The following is a 21062-nucleotide window of genomic DNA, read 5'->3' on the forward strand; positions in this document are numbered from 1 at the left end:
GATTACCCTCCGAGGAGCTAGTGAAGAATAATGAGCGGTTTCGTAATGGTCTATGAAGATATCAAAAAGAAGGCAGATTAATCTGCCTTCTTAGCTTTCTCTGCCTGTTTTTCCCGGTCCTCTTTCAATTTGAAATACGTATCCATCGCTTTTCTGCCGATTTCCATGTTCGGGCTGGGGCCTGAATTTCCAGCATACGCCCAAGGAACGACCACAGATATGGCCACTTCAGGGTTTTTCTGCGGCGCATATCCGATCATGGATAAGTTGATGATATCTTCCGCACCGTATCGTTTATTGACTGCCTTTATAGGTCCACCATATTGAGTTTGCGCGGTTCCTGATTTACCGGCGATATCATACTTCGCATCACCGAAGGCACTGTATCCTGTACCGCCTGGTTCTTGCATAACCCGTCTAAATCCTTCTTGCACCCGTTCAATCCAAGATTGCTTCATATCGATCTTATTGAGTACTTTGGGTTCCACTGTGTGAATCAAAGCACCCGGCTTCTTGGAACTGTTACTTGGTTCACGGACCTCTTTCACAAGATGAGGCTGAAGTCTGCTGCCATCATTTGCAATGGTGGAAACATATTGAGCAAGCTGAAGGGGCGTGTATAAATCAAGCTGCCCGATGGCGAGGTCCCAAATCTTACCAGGTGTATAATCGTATTTATTGTAGTACCCCTTCGATTCACCAGGCAAGTCAATGCCCGTCTTGACGCCGAGGCCGAATTCATGATAGAAATGGCGCATCTTCTCAAAATCGTTTGGCTTGACTCCTAAGGTACCATTCGGATGATACTGCACACCCGCAATCGCATTCGCCGTACGGAACATATAGACATTGGATGACATTTTCAGGGCGTCCAGATCATTGACCGGCCCTAAATTCTTCCACGATTTTTTATATTTATTTAAGCCCGGTATCTTCATCGGTGCATCATAAAATACAGTCCCTGGAGAAATGGCACCTGTTTGATAGCCGGTAAGGATTGTTGCCCCTTTGACGACCGATCCGCTCACGTAATTGGAATTGAACGCACCGAGGGCGTAATCCTGCATCTCGGTCTTCCCGGTCTTTTCATCCGTCACAAGCATCTTCCCGCTCATGGCTAGGAGCTCGCCAGTATTCGGGTTCGTCATGACAGCGAATGCCCGGTCCATCATGTACGTATTTCCCTTTACGCCTCTTTGCTTTACGGTATCCTCCAAGATTTGATCCAACGCCTTCTGCAGGTCCATATCTACAGATAAGACAAGGTCGTCGCCTTGTTTCCCCTCCGATAATACCTTGGAATCTACGATATTCCCTGTCCGGTCTGAAATGTACTGGACTTTCCTTTTTTCGCCTTTTAAGATGTCTTCATATTGGGCTTCCAGATAACTGGTACCCACCCGGTCATTTCGGCTATAGCCCCGTTTCAGGTAATACTTCAACTTGTCAGCGGGAAGCCCCTGGTTGGACTTTGAGACATTCCCAAGTACGCTTCGAAGTGTACTGCCATAGGGGTAAGTCCGTTCCCAGTCGGTGGTTACATCGATTCCTGGAAGGTTCTCCAAGTTTTCACTAACCCGAGCTTCTTCCAAGTCTGAGACCTCTTCCACCTTCTTAATGGTACCATTGATGTTTTTGGTTCGCTTCGTTTTGACGATTTGAGGAGTCAGCGTCCGCCCACTCGCCATTTCGCGGTAAAAGGCAAGTACTTCTAGTTCATGAGGTGTAAGAGTGGCTAAGTCTTCTTTTGTGATTCGTTTCAATTGATGTTGGTAAATGACCTTATCATCGATTTTTTCTTCTTCAAACAACCGTTGATCCTTTTTAGAAATTTTTTTCTTTGCCTTTTTCGGATGAATCAGCAGCCAAAAATCCTTTTTATCCCGATCGCGAATTTCATCGGTAGATTTATGAATCCCTAATTTGACTAGCTCTTCTGCTACTTTCTGTATGTCTTCTGAGCTGGTGTTTTTAGGACGGGTATACGTGATAGTCTTTACGGCAGAATTGCCCACTACCTCTTTTCCGTTCCGGTCGTAAATGATCCCCCGTGGAACAGCGGTCGATACCGTTAGATCGTCCGTTTTCTCCAGTTCCTTTTTATACGCATTCCCGTGAAGGACCTGTAAGGTTCCCAAACGGAGAATTAATGCCGTAAATAAAAGAAAAATCGCAAAAAACAGTAGGGACAGCCTCACAGGCAAAAATGTCTTCTTTTTCTTTTTCAAGCATGTCTCCCCTTTGTTTTCAAATCTTGTTCGTCCACTTTATTTAATCCTTTTTAGGCATAAAAATGCAATCGAAATGACTTCAAACAGAAAAGGAAATAGGCATGGATGCAACAGGATTGTCACTGGCGCAGAAATCGGATAAAGTCAATAAAAAACGAAGCCAACAGCCGTTTTATAAGGTGAATCGCCTTCGAGGATGGGGCCTATTCATCCAAGACATCCTCAAGAGTTTCCTAGATCCCCTCAATACACGGCTGCATCCATTGAGAAACTAGGTTTTCTTGCCATAGCCCTTCTATCGCACTTCGATGGTGCGGAATAGCTCGTCGCTTATACCAAAGACGCCTACTACGATAGAGAAGAGCGCTCCTTCTTTTGGCTTTTCATGCCTTAAGGCTTTGCGACTGATTTGCTGGACAAACAAAAAACCGGCAAACGCCGGTCGGGATTTTATATTAAATAACTCATGAAGATAGTCGCCATGCCAAAATAAATTAACACTGAAATAATATCGGAAATCGTTGTAATAAACGGACCTGAGGCCACCGCAGGGTCAATTTTCATTTTATGCATCAAAATCGGCACTAAACTTCCTGCCATAGTCGCAACGATAATGGTAGCAAAGATGGATGCACCCACCAATAACCCTAAGAAGAAATCGCCATGCCATAAAAAAACAACGCCTGTTACCAATAGGCCGCTTGTCGCTCCTGTTATGACACCAGTCCCCGCTTCCCTGATGATTAGCTTCCATTTACTTTCACGCTCAAGATCCCCTGTCGCAATTCCCCTGACGGCAACCGCCAAAGCTTGAGTTCCAGAATTCCCCGCCATCCCGCCAATCAGAGGAATAAATACTGCCAGAATTGCTTTCTGGCTCAGTGCGTTCTCAAAACGGCCTATTAAACTGGCGGTCATCATCCCAAGAAACAGCAGTATAATCAGCCATGGAAGACGTTTCTTGGCTGCCGAAAAAGGATGGCGGTCAACACTGTCGACATCCGATATACCAGCTAACTTGGAATAATCATCGGAAGCTTCTTCATCTATAACATCGATAATATCATCGACCGTGATAATGCCAAGCAAATGATGTTGAAAATCCACGACAGGGACAGCAAGAAAGTTATAATCTCTCATCGTACGCGCTACTTCTTCCTGATCTTCGCTTACCGAGACATAAACTACACGGTCACTCATAATGTCAGCAATCATAGTATCATCATCGGAAATGATTAAATCACGAAGAGAAATGACACCGGCCAATTTTTTATCTTCATCCACAACATACACATAATAAATCGTTTCGGCACGTGGTGCTTCTTTCTTCAGAATATTCATCGCCGAACGGGCAGTTTGGTTTGCCGCCAAGGAAATAAATTCGGTCGTCATGATACTCCCGGCTGTATATTCCTCATAATGGAGTAGTTCCTTGATTTCTTTAGCCGCATCTGTATCCATTATGGTCAAATAGCTAGCAACCTGCTCCTTATCCAGCTCATTTAAGACATCGACCGCATCATCGGCATACATTTGCGATAGCATATCCGCCACATATGTAGGTGCCATTTCAGCTAAAATTTCCTGGTATTCATCTTCCTCCACTTCCAGGTTCTCGAACAGTTCCGCCATTTCTTCGGGAGACAGGTAATGATAAATGACCGATCGATACTCATCATCCAGTTTTTCAAAAAATGTTGCCTGGTCATATGGATGAAGGTCCATGAATTCTTCCCGGAAAGCATCCAGCTCTTCATTCTTCAGGGCGTTCATCAGCAACTCTTCATCCATTTTTGGTGACTCTTTTTCATTTTGCTCAGTCATATAAGCATTACCTCCTCTCAAACACACATTTCTTTTTTAATGCTTGCCTACTTATACTAGCAAATAGCCTGTGCTTATGTCTTTCATTGCCGAAAATATTTTTATAAAGCGAATGGCTTTTCTAACACTTGCAGCCATTTTACAATGGTTCTATAGTATCTTTTCCCCTTATGGCCATACTACTCACTATATTCACTAAAAAAGAAGGAGGCAAACATTATGAAAATTGACGTTATCGGAGATATCCATGGGTGTTTCGAAGAATTTCACTTATTAACAGAAAAACTCGGCTATGCATGGGATAGCGGGATTCCAGAGCATCCTGAAGGACGCTTGCTCGCTTTTGTGGGCGATTTGACGGACCGTGGGCCAGCCTCTCTTAAAGTCATTGAAATTGTCTCTGCGCTTATTCACCAAAAGAAGGCTTATTATACACCAGGCAACCACTGCAATAAATTATACCGTTTCTTTCTCGGACGAGACGTGAGCGTAACGCATGGATTGGAGACCACTGTTGCTGAATATACCTCTCTAAGTAAAAAAGAGCAAAATCAGATCCGTTCAATGTTTGTAACGTTATACGAAGCTTCACCCCTTTACCAGATCTTAGATGGCGGTAACCTCATTATTGCCCACGCAGGCATTCGCGAGGATTTTATAGGCCGCTACGATAAACGGGTTAAATCATTTGTTTTGTATGGAGATATCACAGGGAAGTTCCATAGTGACGGTTATCCTATCCGCAGGAATTGGGCAAAGGATTACCGAGGAAAAGCAACCATTGTATACGGGCATACCCCAGTAAAGAATGCCGTTATCCAGAATAATACATACAATATTGATACAGGGTGTGTTTTCGGAGGCAAATTGACCGCTCTTCGCTACCCGGAAAAAGAATTAGTGGACGTTCCCTCAACCATGCCTCTTGTACCTGAAAAGTTCAGGGAATTGGATTTGTAAACATCTTTCAGATGATGCTTGCCGAGCTCCGCTTTTGAAGATAGGGCCCGGCTCCTCCCCTTTTCTCTTATAAAGCGGCTGACAAAATCAGAATCTCTCCGTTAGGGCCCGATTTCCTGCGGCCCGTATCTTTATAACCCGCAAATTCATATACCTTTTGAGCAGCGGCATTTCTATGATTGACACCCAGTACAATCTCATTCTTCCCAGGAAACTCCCTGGCCACAAACTCTTTCGCTGCCTTCATCGCCTTTTTAGCAATGCCTCTTCCCTGTGCAGAATCTCTGATGGAGAATGCCATCAATAGAATGGCCTTCCTATTATCCGTGTGCTCCATTACTTGTTCATTATCATGAAGATTAAAGAAGCCTACAATATCATTCTGTTCGAAAATAACAATCGGAAAAACGTTCTTCTTTTCAGCTGCCATCTGTATGGCATTCTGAGGCAAAGCGGTATATTTCAATTGTTCCTCGGGTAAATGATAACCTTTTACCTTTTCTTCATACAGCTCACCATAATGATCTAACCTAATGGCTATTTCGGTCTTTTCGGTCTTCACACTTTTTCCCTCTCTCCCAGCAAGTGCTGTCCGGATTTGTTTATAATGATGCAGGTCATGTTGGATTAGTCCCTGAAAGTAATCAAAAACAGACAATTCCTCATTGCCGATCCTTACTCTTGCTATCCAAAGATGTTCATCAAACGATTCTAATAAGTGAATCATCTTTGTTCTTCCTTCTATAAACCTGAGGATAGTATCCTCTTTTGAACATTCCCTTGCTTCCATCGATGCATCCGTATTCATTTGAACAGCCCCAGGACTTCCAGGCATGATCGTAGAGTCCGTAAAATAAGGAATGCGGCTACGGCAGACAAAATCATCCCATGGTATGAAATGGCCGATAATTTCGGCTACAGTCCATTTCCCCTCCGCATACGGCATCCTCCACAGGCCATCTCCCAGCTGCAAAAGCTGCTCAACAATAGCTATACTGTTTTTATAATGATTGATCGTTCGGTCTCTTAAACTCTCCAATATTCCGCCCCCTTAACTATCTTTTATTCGCCTTTCCAGCCAAAATCCTTGCTAATAAAAACAGGCCTTATGGTGAAACATAAGGCGAAGCGAGGTGACAACATTGAGCAAGAAAAAAGCAAATCATATTATCCCCGGAAAGAATGCGGCTAAAAGGCAAGGAAACGGGGCCGGCTATAATGAAGAGCTGGCCAATGAACCAATGTCGACAATCGAAAAATTGAACAATAAGAAGCGGAAAAAGAATCAGTAAACAACAGGGAGCGGCCAGCCGGCCACCTTACAAAATAAAACGCCAAGTAATGAAGCGGCCATTAAAAAATGGCAAGATCAAGTTATTCCTTTAGACAGCAGGTTGGGCATGAGTCCGATATTGAATCGGGCTCATGCCTTTTCATTTGCCTTCATCCATTTTGTATGGCCATACATGATATAGTTACTTTAAACAGGAAAAACTGCACCACAATGATTGTGCCTGACAATTGGGGTGCAGTTCAAAAGGGAGCGTTTATTTTTTCGTCATTTGTCCATAAGCTTTTTTCATATCATCCTGCAATCCAATTTCAAAAAACAGCATTTTTTCCAAGAATGGATGAAAGAAAGAGATTTTCTTACAATGCAAAGCTTGCCTTTCCATCAAATGGGCAGAACCCCCATAGAGTGTATCACCAAGCAGAGGATGGCCTATATAAGCCATATGGACCCTAATCTGATGGGTCCTGCCGGTCAACAGCTTCAAATTGACCAATGAATAACGGCCATCACTCTCTAGGCCTTGGTACAGCGTGCAGGCATATTGGCCCGTCTCGCACACCTGCCTTTCGATAATGCTAGTTGACTTTCGGCCTATCGGCTTTTCTATTCGACCGGAATCAAGAAGTTCCCCTTCCACAAGAGCCTCATATATTCTGCTAACATGGCCTTTTTTTTGTTCCTGGCTCATTAAATGGTGGACATGCCTGCTTTTTGCTACAAGCATGAGGCCTGAAGTATCCCGATCCAGCCTTGTCACAATATGTATCGTAGCATCTATCCCTTTTTCTCGGTAATAACCAGCAATAGCATTGGCCATTGATGAATTCGGATGTTCCCTTGACGGGATAGTATTCATAAATGGGGGCTTGTCCAAAACAAGGAAATAGTCGTCTTCAAATACAATAGATAAAGGAAGATGTTCAGGAATTAATCCATCGCTCACTTTTTCCGGAGGGAAAAACACTTGTACATCATCTTTTTCTTTCAACTTGAAACGGACATTCTCTTCCTTGCCGTTGACTTCAATTTTCCCACCATTGTATTTAATATCCACAAGGGCTGCCTTACTGACATGCTTGTGTTTCAGAAATTCCCGCAGTATGGTCCCATTCCATTCTTCACTGACTGTCCATTGTAATTGAAAAACACTCATATCATAATCCTTCTTCTACTGAATTCTACTTTTACAAACCATTTTATTCGCCAATAAAGGAATCACGCACTCTTTTCCAAAAAGGAAAAGGGCGGAAACGCGCAAACCGGATCTGTTCATCCGCCACCCTGTATTGAATGGATTTAACATCCTTTTGCAATAATTGCAGATGATCGACAGTAATAATGAAATCATCCTGATTCAATGGCTTCAGCATACATGTATGATGGTCCGGCAATATAAGCGGTGATCCTACAGTCCTGAATACCCTGTTATTGATTGAGGCCATCTCAGCGAGCTGGATAGCACGGATTGAGGGATGGATGATTGCCCCTCCCAATGCCTTATTGTATGCCGTGCTTCCTGAAGGAGTTGATAAACACAATCCATCTCCTCTGAATGTTTCAAATGTCTGCCCTTTAATATCAACATCCATCACAAGCGTTCCTTCAACGCCCTTAACAGTCGATTCATTTAATGCTAAATACTTTGATTCTTTACCGTTATGTTTATAGCGGACGATTATTTCAAGCAGTGGGTATTCAACAATCTGATAAGGCGTCTTTGCGATGGCAATGACCAGTTTTTCAATTTCATTTGGAGTCCAATCGGCATAGAAACCTAGATGCCCTGTATGGACCCCAACAAAAGCGATTTTATCCAAACGGTGCTTAAATCGATGGAACGCGTATAACAGCGTCCCATCTCCGCCGACCGAAATAACAATATCTGGCTTCTCCTCATCAAGCGTCAACCCGAAATCGGTCAAGTATGACTTCATTCGCTGCATAAGCATGTTCGACTTATTATCTCCCTTTGACGATATGGCGAATTTCATAATATCCTCCTTAGCGGAATCCCGTTATGTTCGCGAATTCTTTAAAAATTAGTCTGTCTTTCTTGAAAAAGCCCGTTGTGCTTCCTGAATTTCCAAGGCGATTTCAGACATCTCTTTGTCTAATAAATAAGCAGCCTCCGCAGCTCTTTGCAGACGAAGCTTTATATCCTCAGGAAACTGCCCCCGATATTTATAATTCAACGAATGTTCAATGGTTGCCCAAAAATTCATAGCCAGCGTCCGGATCTGGATTTCTGCCAAAATTTTTTTCTCGCCATAAATAGTCTGGACAGGATATTGGATCACAACGTGATAAGACCTGTAGCCGCTGCTTTTTTCGTGTGAAATATAATCTCTTTCTTCTATGATATCAAAGTCATTCCTGTTTCTTAATAATTCAACTACTGTTTTAATATCATCAACGAATTGGCACATCATACGCAGGCCTGCTATATCCTGCACTTCGGCTCCCAGCTGATCAATCGCGATCCCTTTCTTCTCAGCTTTATCCAGAATGCTAGGAACCGGCTTTACCCGGCCTGTAACAAATTCGATGGGAGAATGTACATTTTCCCTTTCGAATTGTGTCCGCATTCCTCTTAATTTTACCTTCAGCTCTTCTACTGCTTGTTTATATGGAGCTAAAAAATCATCCCAATTCATGAATAAGCACCTACCTCAAGCTTCTTACAGAAATACTTGCTCTACTTTGTTACCCATTTCATCCCCATAATTCGCATTATCTTTTATATTATCGATTAAATATGCCAATTCTTCCATGAAATCAATCAGTTCTATTTCCTTACCGCTGTGCTTCACATAGACTGGCAGTCCTGCTTGCATTCCATTGTTAAGCGCAGGCCAGCAACCTTCCCCGAATGAAAGATAAACGTATTCATCCATGTATTCAATTATGTATACAAGCGCAAACTGATCGGAGTCGACCAGCATTTGGCCTTTAGGTTTAATGGTTGACGGTGAATCCATTTGAATGGACCCCATCAATTTATTTTGTTCTATATGTACTTCTTTCATATCAATAATTTTTCTCATATGACCTTCCTTCCTTCGAAGACGTGGATAAATGAACCACATTGAACTAGCTTTGATTGGCGGGTAAATAATAGACAGCAATCAAAAAAGTTTCACTTTATTTTAACATATCCCTTAACGTATGCCTAAGGTTGAAGTAAGATTCATAATAGAACAATTTCATCGAAAGGATGGCAAACTATGAATCAGGAACTGGAAATTGAATTCAAAAATATATTGACTTCTTTTGAATTCGCTAAGCTCAGCCAATATGCCGGCATTGTTGATGAGGCTTTCTTCACTCAAGAAAACCACTATTTTGATACAAAAAACTTTGCTTTAAAAAAACAGGGGTGCGCACTCCGTATCCGATCAAAAAATGGAACATACGAGATGACCCTGAAACAGCCTGCTAAAGAAGGCCTATTGGAATCCAACCAAAAAATCGAGGTTCACGAGGCAACCGCCGCTATCCAGTCAGATCTTCTTCCAAAAGGGGAAATTATAGCCCTAATACATGAAACATACGGAATCCATCCCCACGAACTCTGCTATTTCGGTTCACTGATTACACACCGCGCCGAAACAGAATACGAGGAAGGAACCTTAGTACTCGACCACAGCGAATATCTAGGTGAAGAAGATTATGAACTTGAATATGAAGTGGCGGATTATCAAAAAGGGAAGATTTCTTTCGAAAACCTGTTAGAAAAGCTGAACATCCCTCTTCGTCCAACCGATAATAAGATAAAACGCTTTTATCTTGCCAAACTCCGCAAGATGAACAGTTGAGGTGAAAACATGAATATCCAAGACCTAAAAACACTAATTGAACTTCAGGCGCTTCAAGGCCTAAGCCTTGGAAGCACAGAGTCAAGCAATTCTTCATCCTCATCAAGCTTATTTCAAGAGATGCTTTCGGGTTTGCTTTCAGATACATCTGACCCATCTCTCGTATCGAATACGCTCGGTGTCGTCGGTTCCTTAGCAGGCAATTTAAATGAAGGCACAGACAGCCAAATCTCGAATTCCCTATACTCACAGCTGGCATCGTCCGTTGCTGCCATTCCCTTCGGCAGTACACCTACTGACTCCTCCAGCGGGCAGTCAATTGGGAGCGATAGTAAATATGCAGCACAAATAAAAGAAGCTGCCAAAAAGTACAATGTACCGGAGAAATTGGTTGCTGCCATCATTAAACATGAATCTAATTTCAATCCAACTGTCACTAGCCCGGTCGGAGCTTCAGGACTTATGCAGTTGATGCCTTCCACAGCCCGTTTCCTAGGCGTACAAAATGTGTTTGATCCTGCAGAGAATATTATGGGAGGCACAAAATATATAAGCCAAATGCTGAATAAATATAGCGGCAATACAGAACTGGCGCTTGCCGCATACAATGCCGGCCCTGGAAATGTCGATAAATACAATGGCGTGCCTCCTTTTAAAGAAACCAAAAATTATGTACAAAAAGTCATGAATTCATACAAAGCGTAAAAAACTTGTCCTCTATATGGACAAGTTTTTTTAATAATATCACGATAATTAAGCTATTTATTTGAGCATGGCTATTCCTCTTTGCTACAATAACTTTACATAAGTTGTAAGAGGAGAGAAAGATGAAGAATTCACAAGTACCATACGATGTAATCGGAAAAGAAGGGCTGAGCGATTTGGTGGATGCTTTTTATAGGAGAGTATCCAAGCATCCATTGCTAATCCCCATTTTCCCGAAAGATCTAACGGAAACAGCCAGAAAGCAAAAACAATTTCTAACACAGTTTCTCGGCGGTCCACCTCTCTATATGCAGGAGCATGGCCATCCTATGTTACGTGCTCGCCACCTACATTTCGAAATTACTCCAGAAAGAGCCCAGGCTTGGCTTGAATGTATGAATGGAGCGATGGACGAAGTCCAGCTACAAAGCGAACTTCGCGAATTCTTTTTCCAACGACTCTCTTTAACAGCCCAGCACATGGTCAATACACCTTCCCATGAGCAAAATACTTGACTGAACTGCAAAACATCAAAGGTATAAAGTTCCATTTTACATTCGATGAAATGATCCTTATACTACAAACAGTCAAGAAAGGAGAAAGCAGTTGAGTTCTCAAAAATCCGTGTTTAATTTTATGGAGTGGCTACATGCCCATCACTGTGCGCAAATCGGTAAAAAACCAATTGAAATTTATATATTTGTAGATCCTTTATGCCCGGAATGCTGGGCTCTCGAACCTGTTCTGAAAAAACTGCAAATGGAATATGGAAGTATTATCAACTTTAAGCATGTTCTGAGCGGAAAGCTGGCTTCACTAAATTTCCATGGCAGCCAAAGAAAAACAAAAAAAGTGAAGTCCCTATGTGGAAAAGGTGCGAACAGGCATGATATTTCATGCGATAAATGCATTCCTATATCTGCACCTGACGTGAATATGCCCTACAACGCATCCATTGCCATAAAAGCGGCTGAACTGCAGGGAAAAAGAAATGGGATACGCTTCTTAAGAAAACTGCAGGAATTTCTTTTCCTAAAACAAAAAAATATATCTGATTTATCCGTATTGGCCGAAATAGCTGATGCTGCCGATATCGATATCGATGAGTTCAAGGTCGATTTCTCGTCAAAAGCGGCCATCAAAGCATTTCAATGCGATTTAAAAATTACAGCTGAAATGGATATACAAGAAATCCCATCGATCGTAATTTTCAACGAAAAGATAGAAGATGAAGGAATTAAAATATCGGGACTTTATCCATACGAGGTTTATCTGTCTATTCTCCGTGAAATGATGCCCGATTTGCCTGAACCGTCACCTATGCCGAATATTGAATCATTTGTCCGTTTTTATAATATTGTCGCTACAAAAGAAGTTGCAATAGCATACAATCTAGATGAACAAAGCGCTGAAAAGGAATTAAAAAAGCTGATGCTTCAACAGATCGTTATAAACATCCATACAAAATACGGTACATTTTGGAAATATAAAAAATCTGAATGATTGGCCGTTGAAAGATATATCAAAAGGACCTGTGATGTACTGCACCCCAAAAAGGAGATTTGTTAATCTAACTTGTGGCGCACACATCATGACAGGTCCTTTTTTATATGTATGTAAAGTATCGAATAATGACTTTTACGATTAAAGAACATTTTGAATGCATGAAAAAACCCCGCCGGGATAAGCGGGGTTTTTTCTATTCATACGAACAAAGGGGATGGGAGAAATTTTTCACGGTCAAACAAAGGGGTATATGTTTGCTTGTGATCAACTTCACACTCATTATATTACAGGTTATTATTCTAAAATACAAGCGTTTGTTACTAAATTCACATTTTCGTCAAACTTTCAGTATAATTTTATCCTTCTTTCATATACTTTATTATCAATTTTTATAAAAGGAGGCCATTATGAAAAAAAGATATGTTTTCTTGCTTTTGTTTTGTTTAGCCGGTGCTCTCTTTCTTCATATCCTAGCATTGATACATTTGTTTCCACTCTATCTATCTGTCCCTATCCTCTTTTCCATTTTGATCATCTTTTTGCTCTCCATTGGAAAAAAGAATCGCTTTAGAGGATTTTAATCCCAATAAAATTATTTTTATATAATTTTATTTCTCTTTCCGGAAATACTCATGGTATTTTTCCCGCCTATTTCGACTTCATGTACGTTATTTTTACACTATAAGTATAGTATTTACATTTCCAATTACCTATTCAGCTTTTTTATAATGGCGTTAAATTGTAAAAATTGTGTATGAAATAACACATTAATCAAAATTAAAAGCACGAACTGCAAAATCTCTGTCTAAAAACTATATAATAGAATTAATGGTATAGCCATTTAAATCTTTATACTATTGATAATAGCAGTCTGAACGAAAGAAGAAATGAGGGATTATCATGGAAAATGTAGTGCTGACTTATTTTAAAATCGAGAGTGAAGCCTTCCAAGCTTTATCGGAATTGCAAAAACTAAGTACATTTGATGAAAAAATCATTCTTTCTCAAGTTGCCCTTTTAAAAAAGGACGATGGCCAAATTCTGCTGAAAGACAGTTTTGATACGGGGAAACGTACTTCTGACGATATATGGAAAGGCGGTTTGATCGGCGGTTTAGTAGGAATTCTTGGCGGGCCTCTTGTCTTTTTGCTGGGGATGGGCGTTGGTGCAGCTTTAGGAGCTGGAATAGACGCTGATGACATCGAAGAAGAGGATAGCCTTCTTCGCTCCGTCACATCTAGATTAAAAGATGGTGACGTAGCGATTATTGCCGTTGTACAGGAAACAACCGAAGCTTCCTATGACCGTGTGATGAATAAATTCGATACGGTCACCATCCGCTATGATGCCAGCGTAATTCAAGACGAAGTAGAACATGCTAATGAAGTCCAGAATGAACTTCAAAAACAGGCAAAAGAAAAAATGAAGGAAAAACGCTCTGAAGAACGCCATGCAAAGATTGAAGAGTACCGCACAAAAATAAAACAGGAATTTGAAGAACTAAAGAAAAAGTGGACAAGTGAAGACTAATTCATTCTATAAAACAGGCATCCCATTTTGGGATGCCTGTTTTTCCTTCTTTACAATAACTGTTCAAGCTCGGATAATCTCTCTTCAAACACTTTGAAGGCTTCCTCGATTGGTTCGGCTGTTGTCATATCCACACCAGCTTTCTTAAGGACTTCAATTGGATAATCTGAGCTACCTGCTTTCAGGAAATTAGAAATATATCGGTCAACGGCAGGTTTTCCCTCTTCCAGAATCTGCTTGCTGAGAGCAGTAGCGGCAGAAAAACCAGTTGCATATTGATAAACATAGAAATTGTAATAAAAATGAGGAATGCGGGCCCATTCTCTGCCGATTTCTTCATCAATGACAATATTGTCGCCAAAATATTTTTTGTTCAGTTTATAGTATTCTTCAGTTAACGACTCTGCTGTCAACGCTTCCCCATTTTGGGCTTTTTTATGGATCAGTTGTTCGAATTCAGCAAACATTGTTTGGCGGAAAACCGTTCCTCTGAATCCTTCGAGATAATGATTCAATAAATAAATGCGTTTCTTGTCATCATCCACTGTTTTTAACAAGTAATCCGTAAGCAGGTTTTCATTGCACGTAGAAGCAACTTCCGCAACGAAGATACTGTAATCCCCATAAGTAAATGGCTGTGTATGTGTTGTATAGTAGCTGTGCACGGAATGGCCGAATTCATGCGCAAGCGTAAATAGATTATTTACATCATCCTGCCAGTTCATCAAAATATACGGGTTGGTTCCATAAGAACCGGAAGAATAAGCTCCGCTCCGCTTGCCTTTGTTTTCATGGATATCCACCCAGCGGTTCTCGAATCCTTCTTTCAGAACCCTATTATAGTCTTCTCCCAAAGGTGCCAACCCTTTAAGCACATAATCCTTGGCTTCTTCATATGTGACTTTCATTTTAATATCTTTCACCAAAGGAGTGTAAAGATCGTACATATGTACTTCGTCGACTCCCAACACTTTTTTGCGCAGATCGACATAACGATGCAGCAGGTGCAGATTTTCATTCACCGTTTTAACAAGATTATCATAAACGCTTTCAGGTATACTATTGGCGCTTAGCGCAGCTTGGCGGGCAGAATCGAAATGTCTGATGTCAGCGTTGAAATTTTGCTTTTTCACTGTGCCTCCCAATGTGCTGGAGAACGTGTTTAAGAAACGGCCATATGTTTCATACGTTGCCATAAACGCGTCTTTTCGTACTCTCCGGTCTTCACTTTCCAGCAAACGTCCGTATCGTCCATGCGTTACTTGGATTTCTTCCCCCTTCTCATCCTTAATGGCAGGGAATTCAAGGTCTGCATTATTAAGCATGCTGAACGTATTGCTTGAGGCGTCTAGCGCTTCTGAAGCCTGAGCCAACAATGCTTCCTCATTGGCAGACAACACATGCGGTCTTTGCTTATTGATTTCTTCGAGTGCATGCTTATAGAGCTCCAGTTCAGGCTTCTCTTTCACAAAATCTTCAATCTTGGATGCTTCGATTGATAATATTTCCGGCACAATATAAGAAACTGAGCTTGCCGCTTGAGCATATAATGATTTAGCGCGGCCATCCATTGCCTGATAGAATGAATTAGCCGTATCTTGGTCGTGCCGCATATGTGAATATGCATACACTCGTCCAAGGCGCTCAAATACTGAATCTTGGTACTTCAATGCATTATATAATTGGTCTGCACTCTCTCCAAGCGTTCCCTGGAATGAGCCTGCTTTAGCCAATTCTTCCTTTACCGATTTATATTCTTCTTCCCATCGTTCATCTGTTTCAAATATATCTTCCAATTTCCATGTATCTTCTATTTTCAGGTCGCTTCTATTAGGTAATGCTGCAGTCTTTGCTTCTGACATTCTGTATTCCTCCACATCTAAGATTTCTTTGGTACTTCTATAGTACCAATTATACTATTAATTCTGTACTTTCATCAGATTTCCTGCATCTTATTTGATATGTGCCTTTTTAGTGTATGACTGTTCCTCTTTTTTCATGAGATTATTATAGAGATTAGGCAGTTTTTTATAGAAAGTTTGTTCTTCCCCCATATTAGCTGGATTAAAGAGAGACAATGGCCTCAATATCTGAAAAACATCGCCTGTTTCAGAATGTACTACACCTAATTCTATAAGTGCAAACAAATACATATCTGCCGGAACAAAAGGATTGATAGCTGGATAAAAAGGCAAGGGGCGCAAATTGATTTTCCCTTCCCTTATTAAGGATAAAGCGCCAATGCGCCATTCCTGTATAGTAAACACATCGCCGATATCCCTTGGATAAAGATTTTTACGGAAAAGCCAGTATTGCCATTCTACCGAGTGTGTTTCATACAGATGGCCATATGGAATCGGAAGCCCAATTTCCAAAGGAAAAGTGGCTGGATTCAATCCTGCTTTATAGATGGAAAGAAAAAACGGGTCAGACACAGCAGAACTCCTGCAGGCATACATACGCCAAGCCTTCATTTTGTGAGCCCAGGAAAAAGTGGGATAAACAAGGGAATGGTAAGGAAGAATAAGTTGTTGGAGTGAGGATGCAGCCAAAGACAGTTTATAGGAAGTTGAAAAGGTTGTTGCGGAAGAAAAAGGAATCATATGCGGCAAAAAAATCAATTCCAAATTCTTTGGGGATAAAAATATGGCTTGCGGCCGGGCCAGGGAACCTCGTATCGCGGTCCAAATAAACGAAGGGACTGAAAATTCATTATGCCTTCTTTGCTTGCATAAATCGTTATGGAAAATCCATATCGTTTCCATTCCTTTCTTTTTATAGCCCAATGTCCTCCGCTTCACTTCGTCCGATGAAATAATCGAGCATTGGAATTCGATGGCGTACTTTTTCCCCTGTATTTCTGCATACAAATCTGTCCGCTGCTTTATATCCGGAATATACAACTCCAACTGGACATGGATGCCTTGATCTTTTAGCCAAGAAAAGAGACTTTGTTTTCCTTCTATATGGCGGTTTGATTCTCCTTCCGCCGATACTGTACAGTTTCCTCCTGCCTTATGGGCAAAATGAGGAATCACTTTCCGGCCCGCCTTAAGGATCACCTCCCCTCCGCAGCCAGGACAGTAGTGCGGCAGTGGCCGGTAAGACTGTACAAGTTGCCGGTTACTATTCAGGAGATTTGTTTGTCGGCCTGAAGCATTTAATGCAATCAGCAAGATTTACCCCTCCTTTTTCATTTATTGATCTTATTCGACATCATCCACTAAATCCCTTTACGGCAAAATCATTATTTTACTTATCTGAAATTCACACTATTTAATACAGTTACAGAGAATGTAAAAGTCCTAAACACTAATAAAAAGTGAATACATTCCGCTCCAATGGCGGGGACAAAAAAAGAATAGGAGAATGTCCGATGAATTTTTATATAGCTTCCAGCTTTGCTAATATCCCGGATGTCAGGTATATGTCTACAAAGTTAAAGCAAGCAGGCTTGAAGCATTCCTACGATTGGACTCTAAATAATCGCGCAGATACCATTGAAAAACTGATTTCTATCGGCCAAGCTGAAAAAAAAGCAGTGGAGGATTCGGACTTTTTCATCCTTTTATTGCCTGCCGGTCCTGGAAGCCATATTGAATTAGGAATGGCCCTTTCATTAGACAAGCAGATTTTTATTTGCGCGCCCTCCGCTTCCTATTTTCAATTTGAAAAGACAACCACATTCTATCATCTTCCCTGCTTATGCCTTTTGGATGGAGATATTGCCTTCCTTACCGAATCCATTCTTAACCGTTTAGCCACTAAAGCGGATAGCGACTGATTACCAGCGATACGCTTAAAAAGGGGCACTGGCAACCTTTTTTATCTCACACAAAAAGGATAACCATTTAAGGCTATCCTTTTATCTTCTCTCATAATAATGGTGATAAAAGCCGGCATGTTGATTCCAAAACCCTGGTCCCAATATGGCGGGTTTTGAAAGATTCCGGGGTAAGTGCTTGTGAGGAACGCAAATCCTCTTCAAAGTCTTCCACCAATTTTTGAGTGGAACCCGTTCGGTATAAAAAGGCATTCACCTCAAAGTTCAAATGAAAACTTCTCATATCCATGTTAGCAGTGCCGATAGAAGCCAATTCGCGGTCAACAATGACAATTTTGCTGTGCATGAATCCATTTTCATACTGAAAAACCTTTACTCCTGCATCTAATAAGTCCGGAAAATAGGAGCGGGATGCATGCCAAACAATTTTCTTATCAGGGTTCATCGGTACAAGAAGGCGGACATCAATTCCACTTAACGCGGCCACTTTTAAGGCTGTAAAAATATCTTCATCAGGAATAAAGTACGGAGACGCAATCCACACTGATTCCTTAGCTGAAGTGATCATTGAAAAAAAGATATTCTTAATGACACTCCATTCATTATCAGGACCTCCAGCAATCATTTGGACCCCGCCATGGTTATGTTCAAGCGCCACACTTCTAGGAAGATAGGCATCCGTTAAAAAACTATGATTTGTACTATAATACCAATCTTGCAAAAAAATAAGCTGTAATGAACGGACAGCCTCTCCCTTAGCCATCAAATGGGTGTCCCGCCAAAAACCGAAATGCTCGTCGCGTCCTAAATATTCATCTCCTATATTTAAACCGCCTACAAATCCGACGTCCCCATCAATCACCACTATCTTCCGATGATTCCGGAAATTCGCTTTACTATTTAGGAAAGGCATACGGACTGGGCCAAATCGGGCTACTTCGATCCCCCCATTGCGTAAATCATCCAAATAAGAGCGCGGCAACGTCCATGCGCCAACAGCATCATACATGAAGCGCACTTTAACACCCTGGCTTGCACGTTCAAGAAGCACCTTCTTAATATCTCTGCCAATATGGTCATCACGGACAATATAGTATTCCATGTGGATATGATGCTTCGCTTTCTTCAATTCTTCAATAATCGCCGAAAACGTTTCATTTCCATTTGTAAGAATCTTTGTTTCTGTCGCAAAGGAAATAGGGCTGTTCCCTAGATTTTGCGCCAGTTCAATCAAATTGCGCTGATGTTCCCCCATCATTTCCTTTCTTTCATTATTGATTTCCTTTCCTTCTTTATTTTTCAGAAAGGTCTGTTTATCAAGGAAATATTTACGTCGATATTTTCTTTCCTTGCGGTAATTTCTCCCGAACAATAAATAAAAGATAAAGCCTAAAAGAGGAAAAGCCCCAAAGACCACGAGCCAAGTCAACGTCTGTGTCGGATGCCTGTTTTCCAGGAAAATCACAATGCCGACCACAATGGCAGCAATAGATATCAGTATACTGAAAACACTGAACAAATTCGTATGTACATAATCTTCGATTAAAAACCAAACCCCGGCAATCAAAGCCAGGAAAATAATGATGCGAACCGTATTTTTCATTTATCCACCCCAAATATTCATCTTGCCAATTACGATATATATACCCATTTTTTCTTATTATTCAGCAAAAGGCAAGAAAATATATAGGAGAAGCTAAAATGGAGTTGTTGCCAATCGTTTTCTCATCTCAAATCCAAATGAGCCGGTTTCTAAACGAAACCGGCTCATTACTAGATCCTTTATGCGAAATAGTGCTGAATGGTCTGGAAAACATCCTCTTCAATGACTAATTTACCGTATTCCTGCAAGCGGTGAATAGTCAAAGCAGATTCTGTTCCATATTCCAAAAGGATACTTAGAGTATTATCAACAATCTCTTCATCTTCTACATCTTCATCAAATTCAACGAATAAGTAATATTTATTATCATATGCATAAAGTGATGACCGGAAACCTTCGAGGGATTTGCACTTGCTTAAAGAGATAAGGTCCTCAAAATCCTGGAAAACAATCATACATTCAAGTACATCTAATTCATACTCTGTAGATTCTTCCCCATCCTCTTCCGTCTTAACTTGAAAATGCTGGTCAAGAAGAGATTCAATCCGCTCATCGACTGGAATATCCTTGACTTTATCGTCACCTAAAGGCAATTCAATTTTTTGCCCATCTTTTGTGAATTGGGCTTTCGTAACCATAATCTCCAACCCTTTATCCATTGCTTGGACCTGAATCCATAAAGGGCCCTCAACCGCAAACTCTTCTTCATGATGAATTTCATCCATCATTTCCCAAAATAATTCTTCACTTCGGTCACGATTGTACCAGATTTCGTCGCGATCAAAGCCTCTTTCTTCAATATCCATATAAGAAATGTAAAATTTTACCGTATTTTCATTAATTCTTTCAATTTCCATAAATCCCCTCTCCCTTCTGTTTAAGTATTGTTTGAAGGGAATTACCCCCAGTAAAAGTGAGCCGAGTCTTAATCATATTGTACCCTTTATACAAATGAGCTAACCATCTATTGTTCTATCTTTATTTTATGATAAAAATGAAGAGAAGGAAAACAAAATGCAGATATTTTATAAAAACAAACACCAGCCTAAATGTTTCTCTCATTTTACATAAAGGAAGCATACATTTCAAGAATAACCAACAATCATGAAAAAAGCGGGGTTGTAAATATTTTAATTTTCTAACTATTATGTTATTATATGTTAACTACAATAAAAATACCCATAAGTTCCTGTACTATTTTAAATAGGAGGATGATGCTCTTTATGAAGGATGGAATGCATCTTGTAAGGCCGTCGCTCCATTTAAGAACTGCCTACATATCCTATTTTGAGGAATGGGCCGCCACAGGTGAAAGCATGATTCCAGCTGCTTCAGCATGTGATCCCTCCGATTTCCGCGCCTTTATCGAAAAAATACAAAATGCAGAAAAAGGAGTTGGAATTCCTGAACATTGGGTCACCGACTCCATGTTTTGGCTTATGGACGAACATGAAGGCATCATCGGCATTATATGCATACGCCATAGCTTGACCATTCCTTTATTGAATACAGGCGGCCATATAGGCTATGGAATCAGGCCTAGCCAAAGAAAAAAAAGGTACGCAACTTACATGCTCCACCTTGCACTGGAAGAGGCAAAAAAACTTGGCCTTCCCAAAGTATTGATTACCTGTGACGCAGCCAATACCGGATCAGAAAAAGTAATACGGTCCAATGGCGGACAAGAAGACCACCCCTTTATAGAAGAAAACGGGAACATAGTAAAACGTTTCTGGATAGATTTAAAAGAGGAAAATGCCTGGCCAAAGGCGTAAGGAGGAGGCAAAAATCCTCTACACACTATTCCAAC

The 21062-nt window shown here is 41.0% G+C and carries 20 protein-coding genes; 9 read left to right on the forward strand and 11 right to left on the reverse strand.

Features of this window, described 5'->3' with window-relative positions:
* Nucleotides 1–77 precede the first annotated feature (77 nt).
* Together ABC357_RS14065 and mgtE are read right to left on the reverse strand one after the other, a co-directional pair.
* Nucleotides 78–2228: a peptidoglycan D,D-transpeptidase FtsI family protein gene (locus ABC357_RS14065; RefSeq protein WP_412888119.1), complete on the reverse strand. Its 2151-nt coding sequence runs from the start codon at nucleotides 2226–2228 to the stop codon at nucleotides 78–80.
* 453 nt (nucleotides 2229–2681) lie between these two features.
* Nucleotides 2682–4055 (reverse strand): magnesium transporter, encoded by a 1374-nt coding sequence (mgtE, locus tag ABC357_RS14070; protein WP_412888120.1) that lies wholly within the window; start codon nucleotides 4053–4055, stop codon nucleotides 2682–2684.
* Between the two features lie 219 nt (nucleotides 4056–4274).
* Between mgtE and prpE the strand changes: the two genes are divergently transcribed.
* Complete coding sequence (gene prpE, locus ABC357_RS14075) at nucleotides 4275–5015, forward strand: bis(5'-nucleosyl)-tetraphosphatase PrpE (protein ID WP_412888121.1); 741 nt, start codon at nucleotides 4275–4277, stop codon at nucleotides 5013–5015.
* 67 nt (nucleotides 5016–5082) lie between these two features.
* Here the strand turns inward: prpE and ABC357_RS14080 are convergent, their stop codons facing one another.
* Complete coding sequence (locus tag ABC357_RS14080) at nucleotides 5083–6054, reverse strand: GNAT family N-acetyltransferase (protein ID WP_412888122.1); 972 nt, start codon at nucleotides 6052–6054, stop codon at nucleotides 5083–5085.
* 103 nt (nucleotides 6055–6157) lie between these two features.
* Here ABC357_RS14080 and sspO point away from each other — a divergent pair, with 103 nt between their 5' ends.
* Nucleotides 6158–6307 carry a small acid-soluble spore protein SspO gene (gene sspO / locus ABC357_RS14085; RefSeq protein ID WP_412888123.1) on the forward strand — a complete coding sequence of 50 codons (150 nt, stop codon included), beginning with the start codon at nucleotides 6158–6160 and terminating at the stop codon, nucleotides 6305–6307.
* A 255-nt stretch (nucleotides 6308–6562) separates the two neighbouring features.
* Here the strand turns inward: sspO and ABC357_RS14090 are convergent, their stop codons facing one another.
* From ABC357_RS14090 to ABC357_RS14105, 4 genes are read right to left on the reverse strand one after another with little or no spacing between them, the layout of a single operon-like run.
* A complete protein-coding gene (locus ABC357_RS14090) occupies nucleotides 6563–7462 on the reverse strand; it encodes an RluA family pseudouridine synthase (RefSeq protein WP_412888124.1) in 900 nt (299 codons plus the stop codon).
* A gap of 43 nt (nucleotides 7463–7505) precedes the next feature.
* Nucleotides 7506–8300 carry an NAD kinase gene (locus ABC357_RS14095; protein ID WP_412888125.1) on the reverse strand — a complete coding sequence of 265 codons (795 nt, stop codon included), beginning with the start codon at nucleotides 8298–8300 and terminating at the stop codon, nucleotides 7506–7508.
* 48 nt (nucleotides 8301–8348) lie between these two features.
* On the reverse strand, nucleotides 8349–8963 hold the full coding sequence (yjbM, locus tag ABC357_RS14100; protein ID WP_412888126.1) for a GTP diphosphokinase: 615 nt from the start codon (nucleotides 8961–8963) through the stop codon (nucleotides 8349–8351).
* Between the two features lie 24 nt (nucleotides 8964–8987).
* Nucleotides 8988–9353 (reverse strand): UPF0738 family protein, encoded by a 366-nt coding sequence (locus tag ABC357_RS14105; protein WP_412888127.1) that lies wholly within the window; start codon nucleotides 9351–9353, stop codon nucleotides 8988–8990.
* Between the two features lie 180 nt (nucleotides 9354–9533).
* On the opposite strand from ABC357_RS14105, the gene ABC357_RS14110 reads away from it, so the two are divergent.
* From ABC357_RS14110 to ABC357_RS14130, 5 genes are all read left to right on the forward strand, one after another.
* Nucleotides 9534–10124 (forward strand): CYTH domain-containing protein, encoded by a 591-nt coding sequence (locus ABC357_RS14110; protein ID WP_412888128.1) that lies wholly within the window; start codon nucleotides 9534–9536, stop codon nucleotides 10122–10124.
* Nucleotides 10125–10133: 9 nt separating this feature from the next.
* Complete coding sequence (locus tag ABC357_RS14115; RefSeq protein WP_412888129.1) at nucleotides 10134–10829, forward strand: lytic transglycosylase domain-containing protein; 696 nt, start codon at nucleotides 10134–10136, stop codon at nucleotides 10827–10829.
* Nucleotides 10830–10951: 122 nt separating this feature from the next.
* Nucleotides 10952–11344: a globin domain-containing protein gene (locus ABC357_RS14120; protein ID WP_412888130.1), complete on the forward strand. Its 393-nt coding sequence runs from the start codon at nucleotides 10952–10954 to the stop codon at nucleotides 11342–11344.
* A 121-nt stretch (nucleotides 11345–11465) separates the two neighbouring features.
* Nucleotides 11466–12332, forward strand: coding sequence for a ClpXP adapter SpxH family protein (locus ABC357_RS14125; RefSeq protein ID WP_412888664.1), 867 nt, complete (start codon nucleotides 11466–11468; stop codon nucleotides 12330–12332).
* Nucleotides 12333–13235: 903 nt separating this feature from the next.
* Complete coding sequence (locus ABC357_RS14130) at nucleotides 13236–13865, forward strand: DUF1269 domain-containing protein (protein ID WP_412888131.1); 630 nt, start codon at nucleotides 13236–13238, stop codon at nucleotides 13863–13865.
* A 50-nt stretch (nucleotides 13866–13915) separates the two neighbouring features.
* On the opposite strand, the gene pepF is transcribed toward ABC357_RS14130, so the two are convergent.
* Nucleotides 13916–15727: an oligoendopeptidase F gene (gene pepF / locus ABC357_RS14135; RefSeq protein ID WP_412888132.1), complete on the reverse strand. Its 1812-nt coding sequence runs from the start codon at nucleotides 15725–15727 to the stop codon at nucleotides 13916–13918.
* 90 nt (nucleotides 15728–15817) lie between these two features.
* Entirely contained in the window at nucleotides 15818–17041 is a 1224-nt protein-coding gene (locus ABC357_RS14140; protein ID WP_412888133.1) for a competence protein CoiA, read from the reverse strand.
* A 200-nt stretch (nucleotides 17042–17241) separates the two neighbouring features.
* Here ABC357_RS14140 and ABC357_RS14145 point away from each other — a divergent pair, with 200 nt between their 5' ends.
* Nucleotides 17242–17649, forward strand: a complete 408-nt coding sequence (locus ABC357_RS14145) for a group-specific protein (protein WP_412888134.1) — start codon at nucleotides 17242–17244, stop codon at nucleotides 17647–17649.
* Between the two features lie 91 nt (nucleotides 17650–17740).
* Here the strand turns inward: ABC357_RS14145 and cls are convergent, their stop codons facing one another.
* Both cls and mecA read right to left on the reverse strand, forming a co-directional pair.
* Nucleotides 17741–19252, reverse strand: a complete 1512-nt coding sequence (cls, locus tag ABC357_RS14150) for a cardiolipin synthase (protein WP_412888135.1) — start codon at nucleotides 19250–19252, stop codon at nucleotides 17741–17743.
* A 179-nt stretch (nucleotides 19253–19431) separates the two neighbouring features.
* On the reverse strand, nucleotides 19432–20109 hold the full coding sequence (gene mecA / locus ABC357_RS14155) for an adaptor protein MecA (RefSeq protein ID WP_412888136.1): 678 nt from the start codon (nucleotides 20107–20109) through the stop codon (nucleotides 19432–19434).
* 366 nt (nucleotides 20110–20475) lie between these two features.
* Here mecA and ABC357_RS14160 point away from each other — a divergent pair, with 366 nt between their 5' ends.
* Entirely contained in the window at nucleotides 20476–21027 is a 552-nt protein-coding gene (locus ABC357_RS14160) for a GNAT family N-acetyltransferase (RefSeq protein WP_412888137.1), read from the forward strand.
* The last annotated feature ends 35 nt before the right edge of the window (nucleotides 21028–21062 follow it).

The organism is Bacillus kalamii, assembly GCF_047238185.1.
Classification (GTDB): Bacteria; Bacillota; Bacilli; order Bacillales; family DSM-1321; genus Bacillus_AD.

Bases quoted from the DNA above. Each gene is read 5' to 3' on its own strand.
- mgtE (WP_412888120.1), bottom strand. From the start codon at position 4,055: ATGACTGAGCAAAATGAAAAAGAGTCACCAAAAATGGATGAAGAGTTG.
- prpE (WP_412888121.1), top strand. From the start codon at position 4,275: ATGAAAATTGACGTTATCGGAGATATCCATGGGTGTTTCGAAGAATTT.
- ABC357_RS14090 (WP_412888124.1), bottom strand. From the start codon at position 7,462: ATGAGTGTTTTTCAATTACAATGGACAGTCAGTGAAGAATGGAATGGG.
- ABC357_RS14095 (WP_412888125.1), bottom strand. From the start codon at position 8,300: ATGAAATTCGCCATATCGTCAAAGGGAGATAATAAGTCGAACATGCTT.
- yjbM (WP_412888126.1), bottom strand. From the start codon at position 8,963: ATGAATTGGGATGATTTTTTAGCTCCATATAAACAAGCAGTAGAAGAG.
- ABC357_RS14105 (WP_412888127.1), bottom strand. From the start codon at position 9,353: ATGAGAAAAATTATTGATATGAAAGAAGTACATATAGAACAAAATAAA.
- ABC357_RS14110 (WP_412888128.1), top strand. From the start codon at position 9,534: ATGAATCAGGAACTGGAAATTGAATTCAAAAATATATTGACTTCTTTT.
- ABC357_RS14115 (WP_412888129.1), top strand. From the start codon at position 10,134: ATGAATATCCAAGACCTAAAAACACTAATTGAACTTCAGGCGCTTCAA.
- ABC357_RS14120 (WP_412888130.1), top strand. From the start codon at position 10,952: ATGAAGAATTCACAAGTACCATACGATGTAATCGGAAAAGAAGGGCTG.
- ABC357_RS14125 (WP_412888664.1), top strand. From the start codon at position 11,466: ATGGAGTGGCTACATGCCCATCACTGTGCGCAAATCGGTAAAAAACCA.
- ABC357_RS14130 (WP_412888131.1), top strand. From the start codon at position 13,236: ATGGAAAATGTAGTGCTGACTTATTTTAAAATCGAGAGTGAAGCCTTC.
- pepF (WP_412888132.1), bottom strand. From the start codon at position 15,727: ATGTCAGAAGCAAAGACTGCAGCATTACCTAATAGAAGCGACCTGAAA.
- ABC357_RS14145 (WP_412888134.1), top strand. From the start codon at position 17,242: ATGAATTTTTATATAGCTTCCAGCTTTGCTAATATCCCGGATGTCAGG.
- cls (WP_412888135.1), bottom strand. From the start codon at position 19,252: ATGAAAAATACGGTTCGCATCATTATTTTCCTGGCTTTGATTGCCGGG.
- mecA (WP_412888136.1), bottom strand. From the start codon at position 20,109: ATGGAAATTGAAAGAATTAATGAAAATACGGTAAAATTTTACATTTCT.
- ABC357_RS14160 (WP_412888137.1), top strand. From the start codon at position 20,476: ATGAAGGATGGAATGCATCTTGTAAGGCCGTCGCTCCATTTAAGAACT.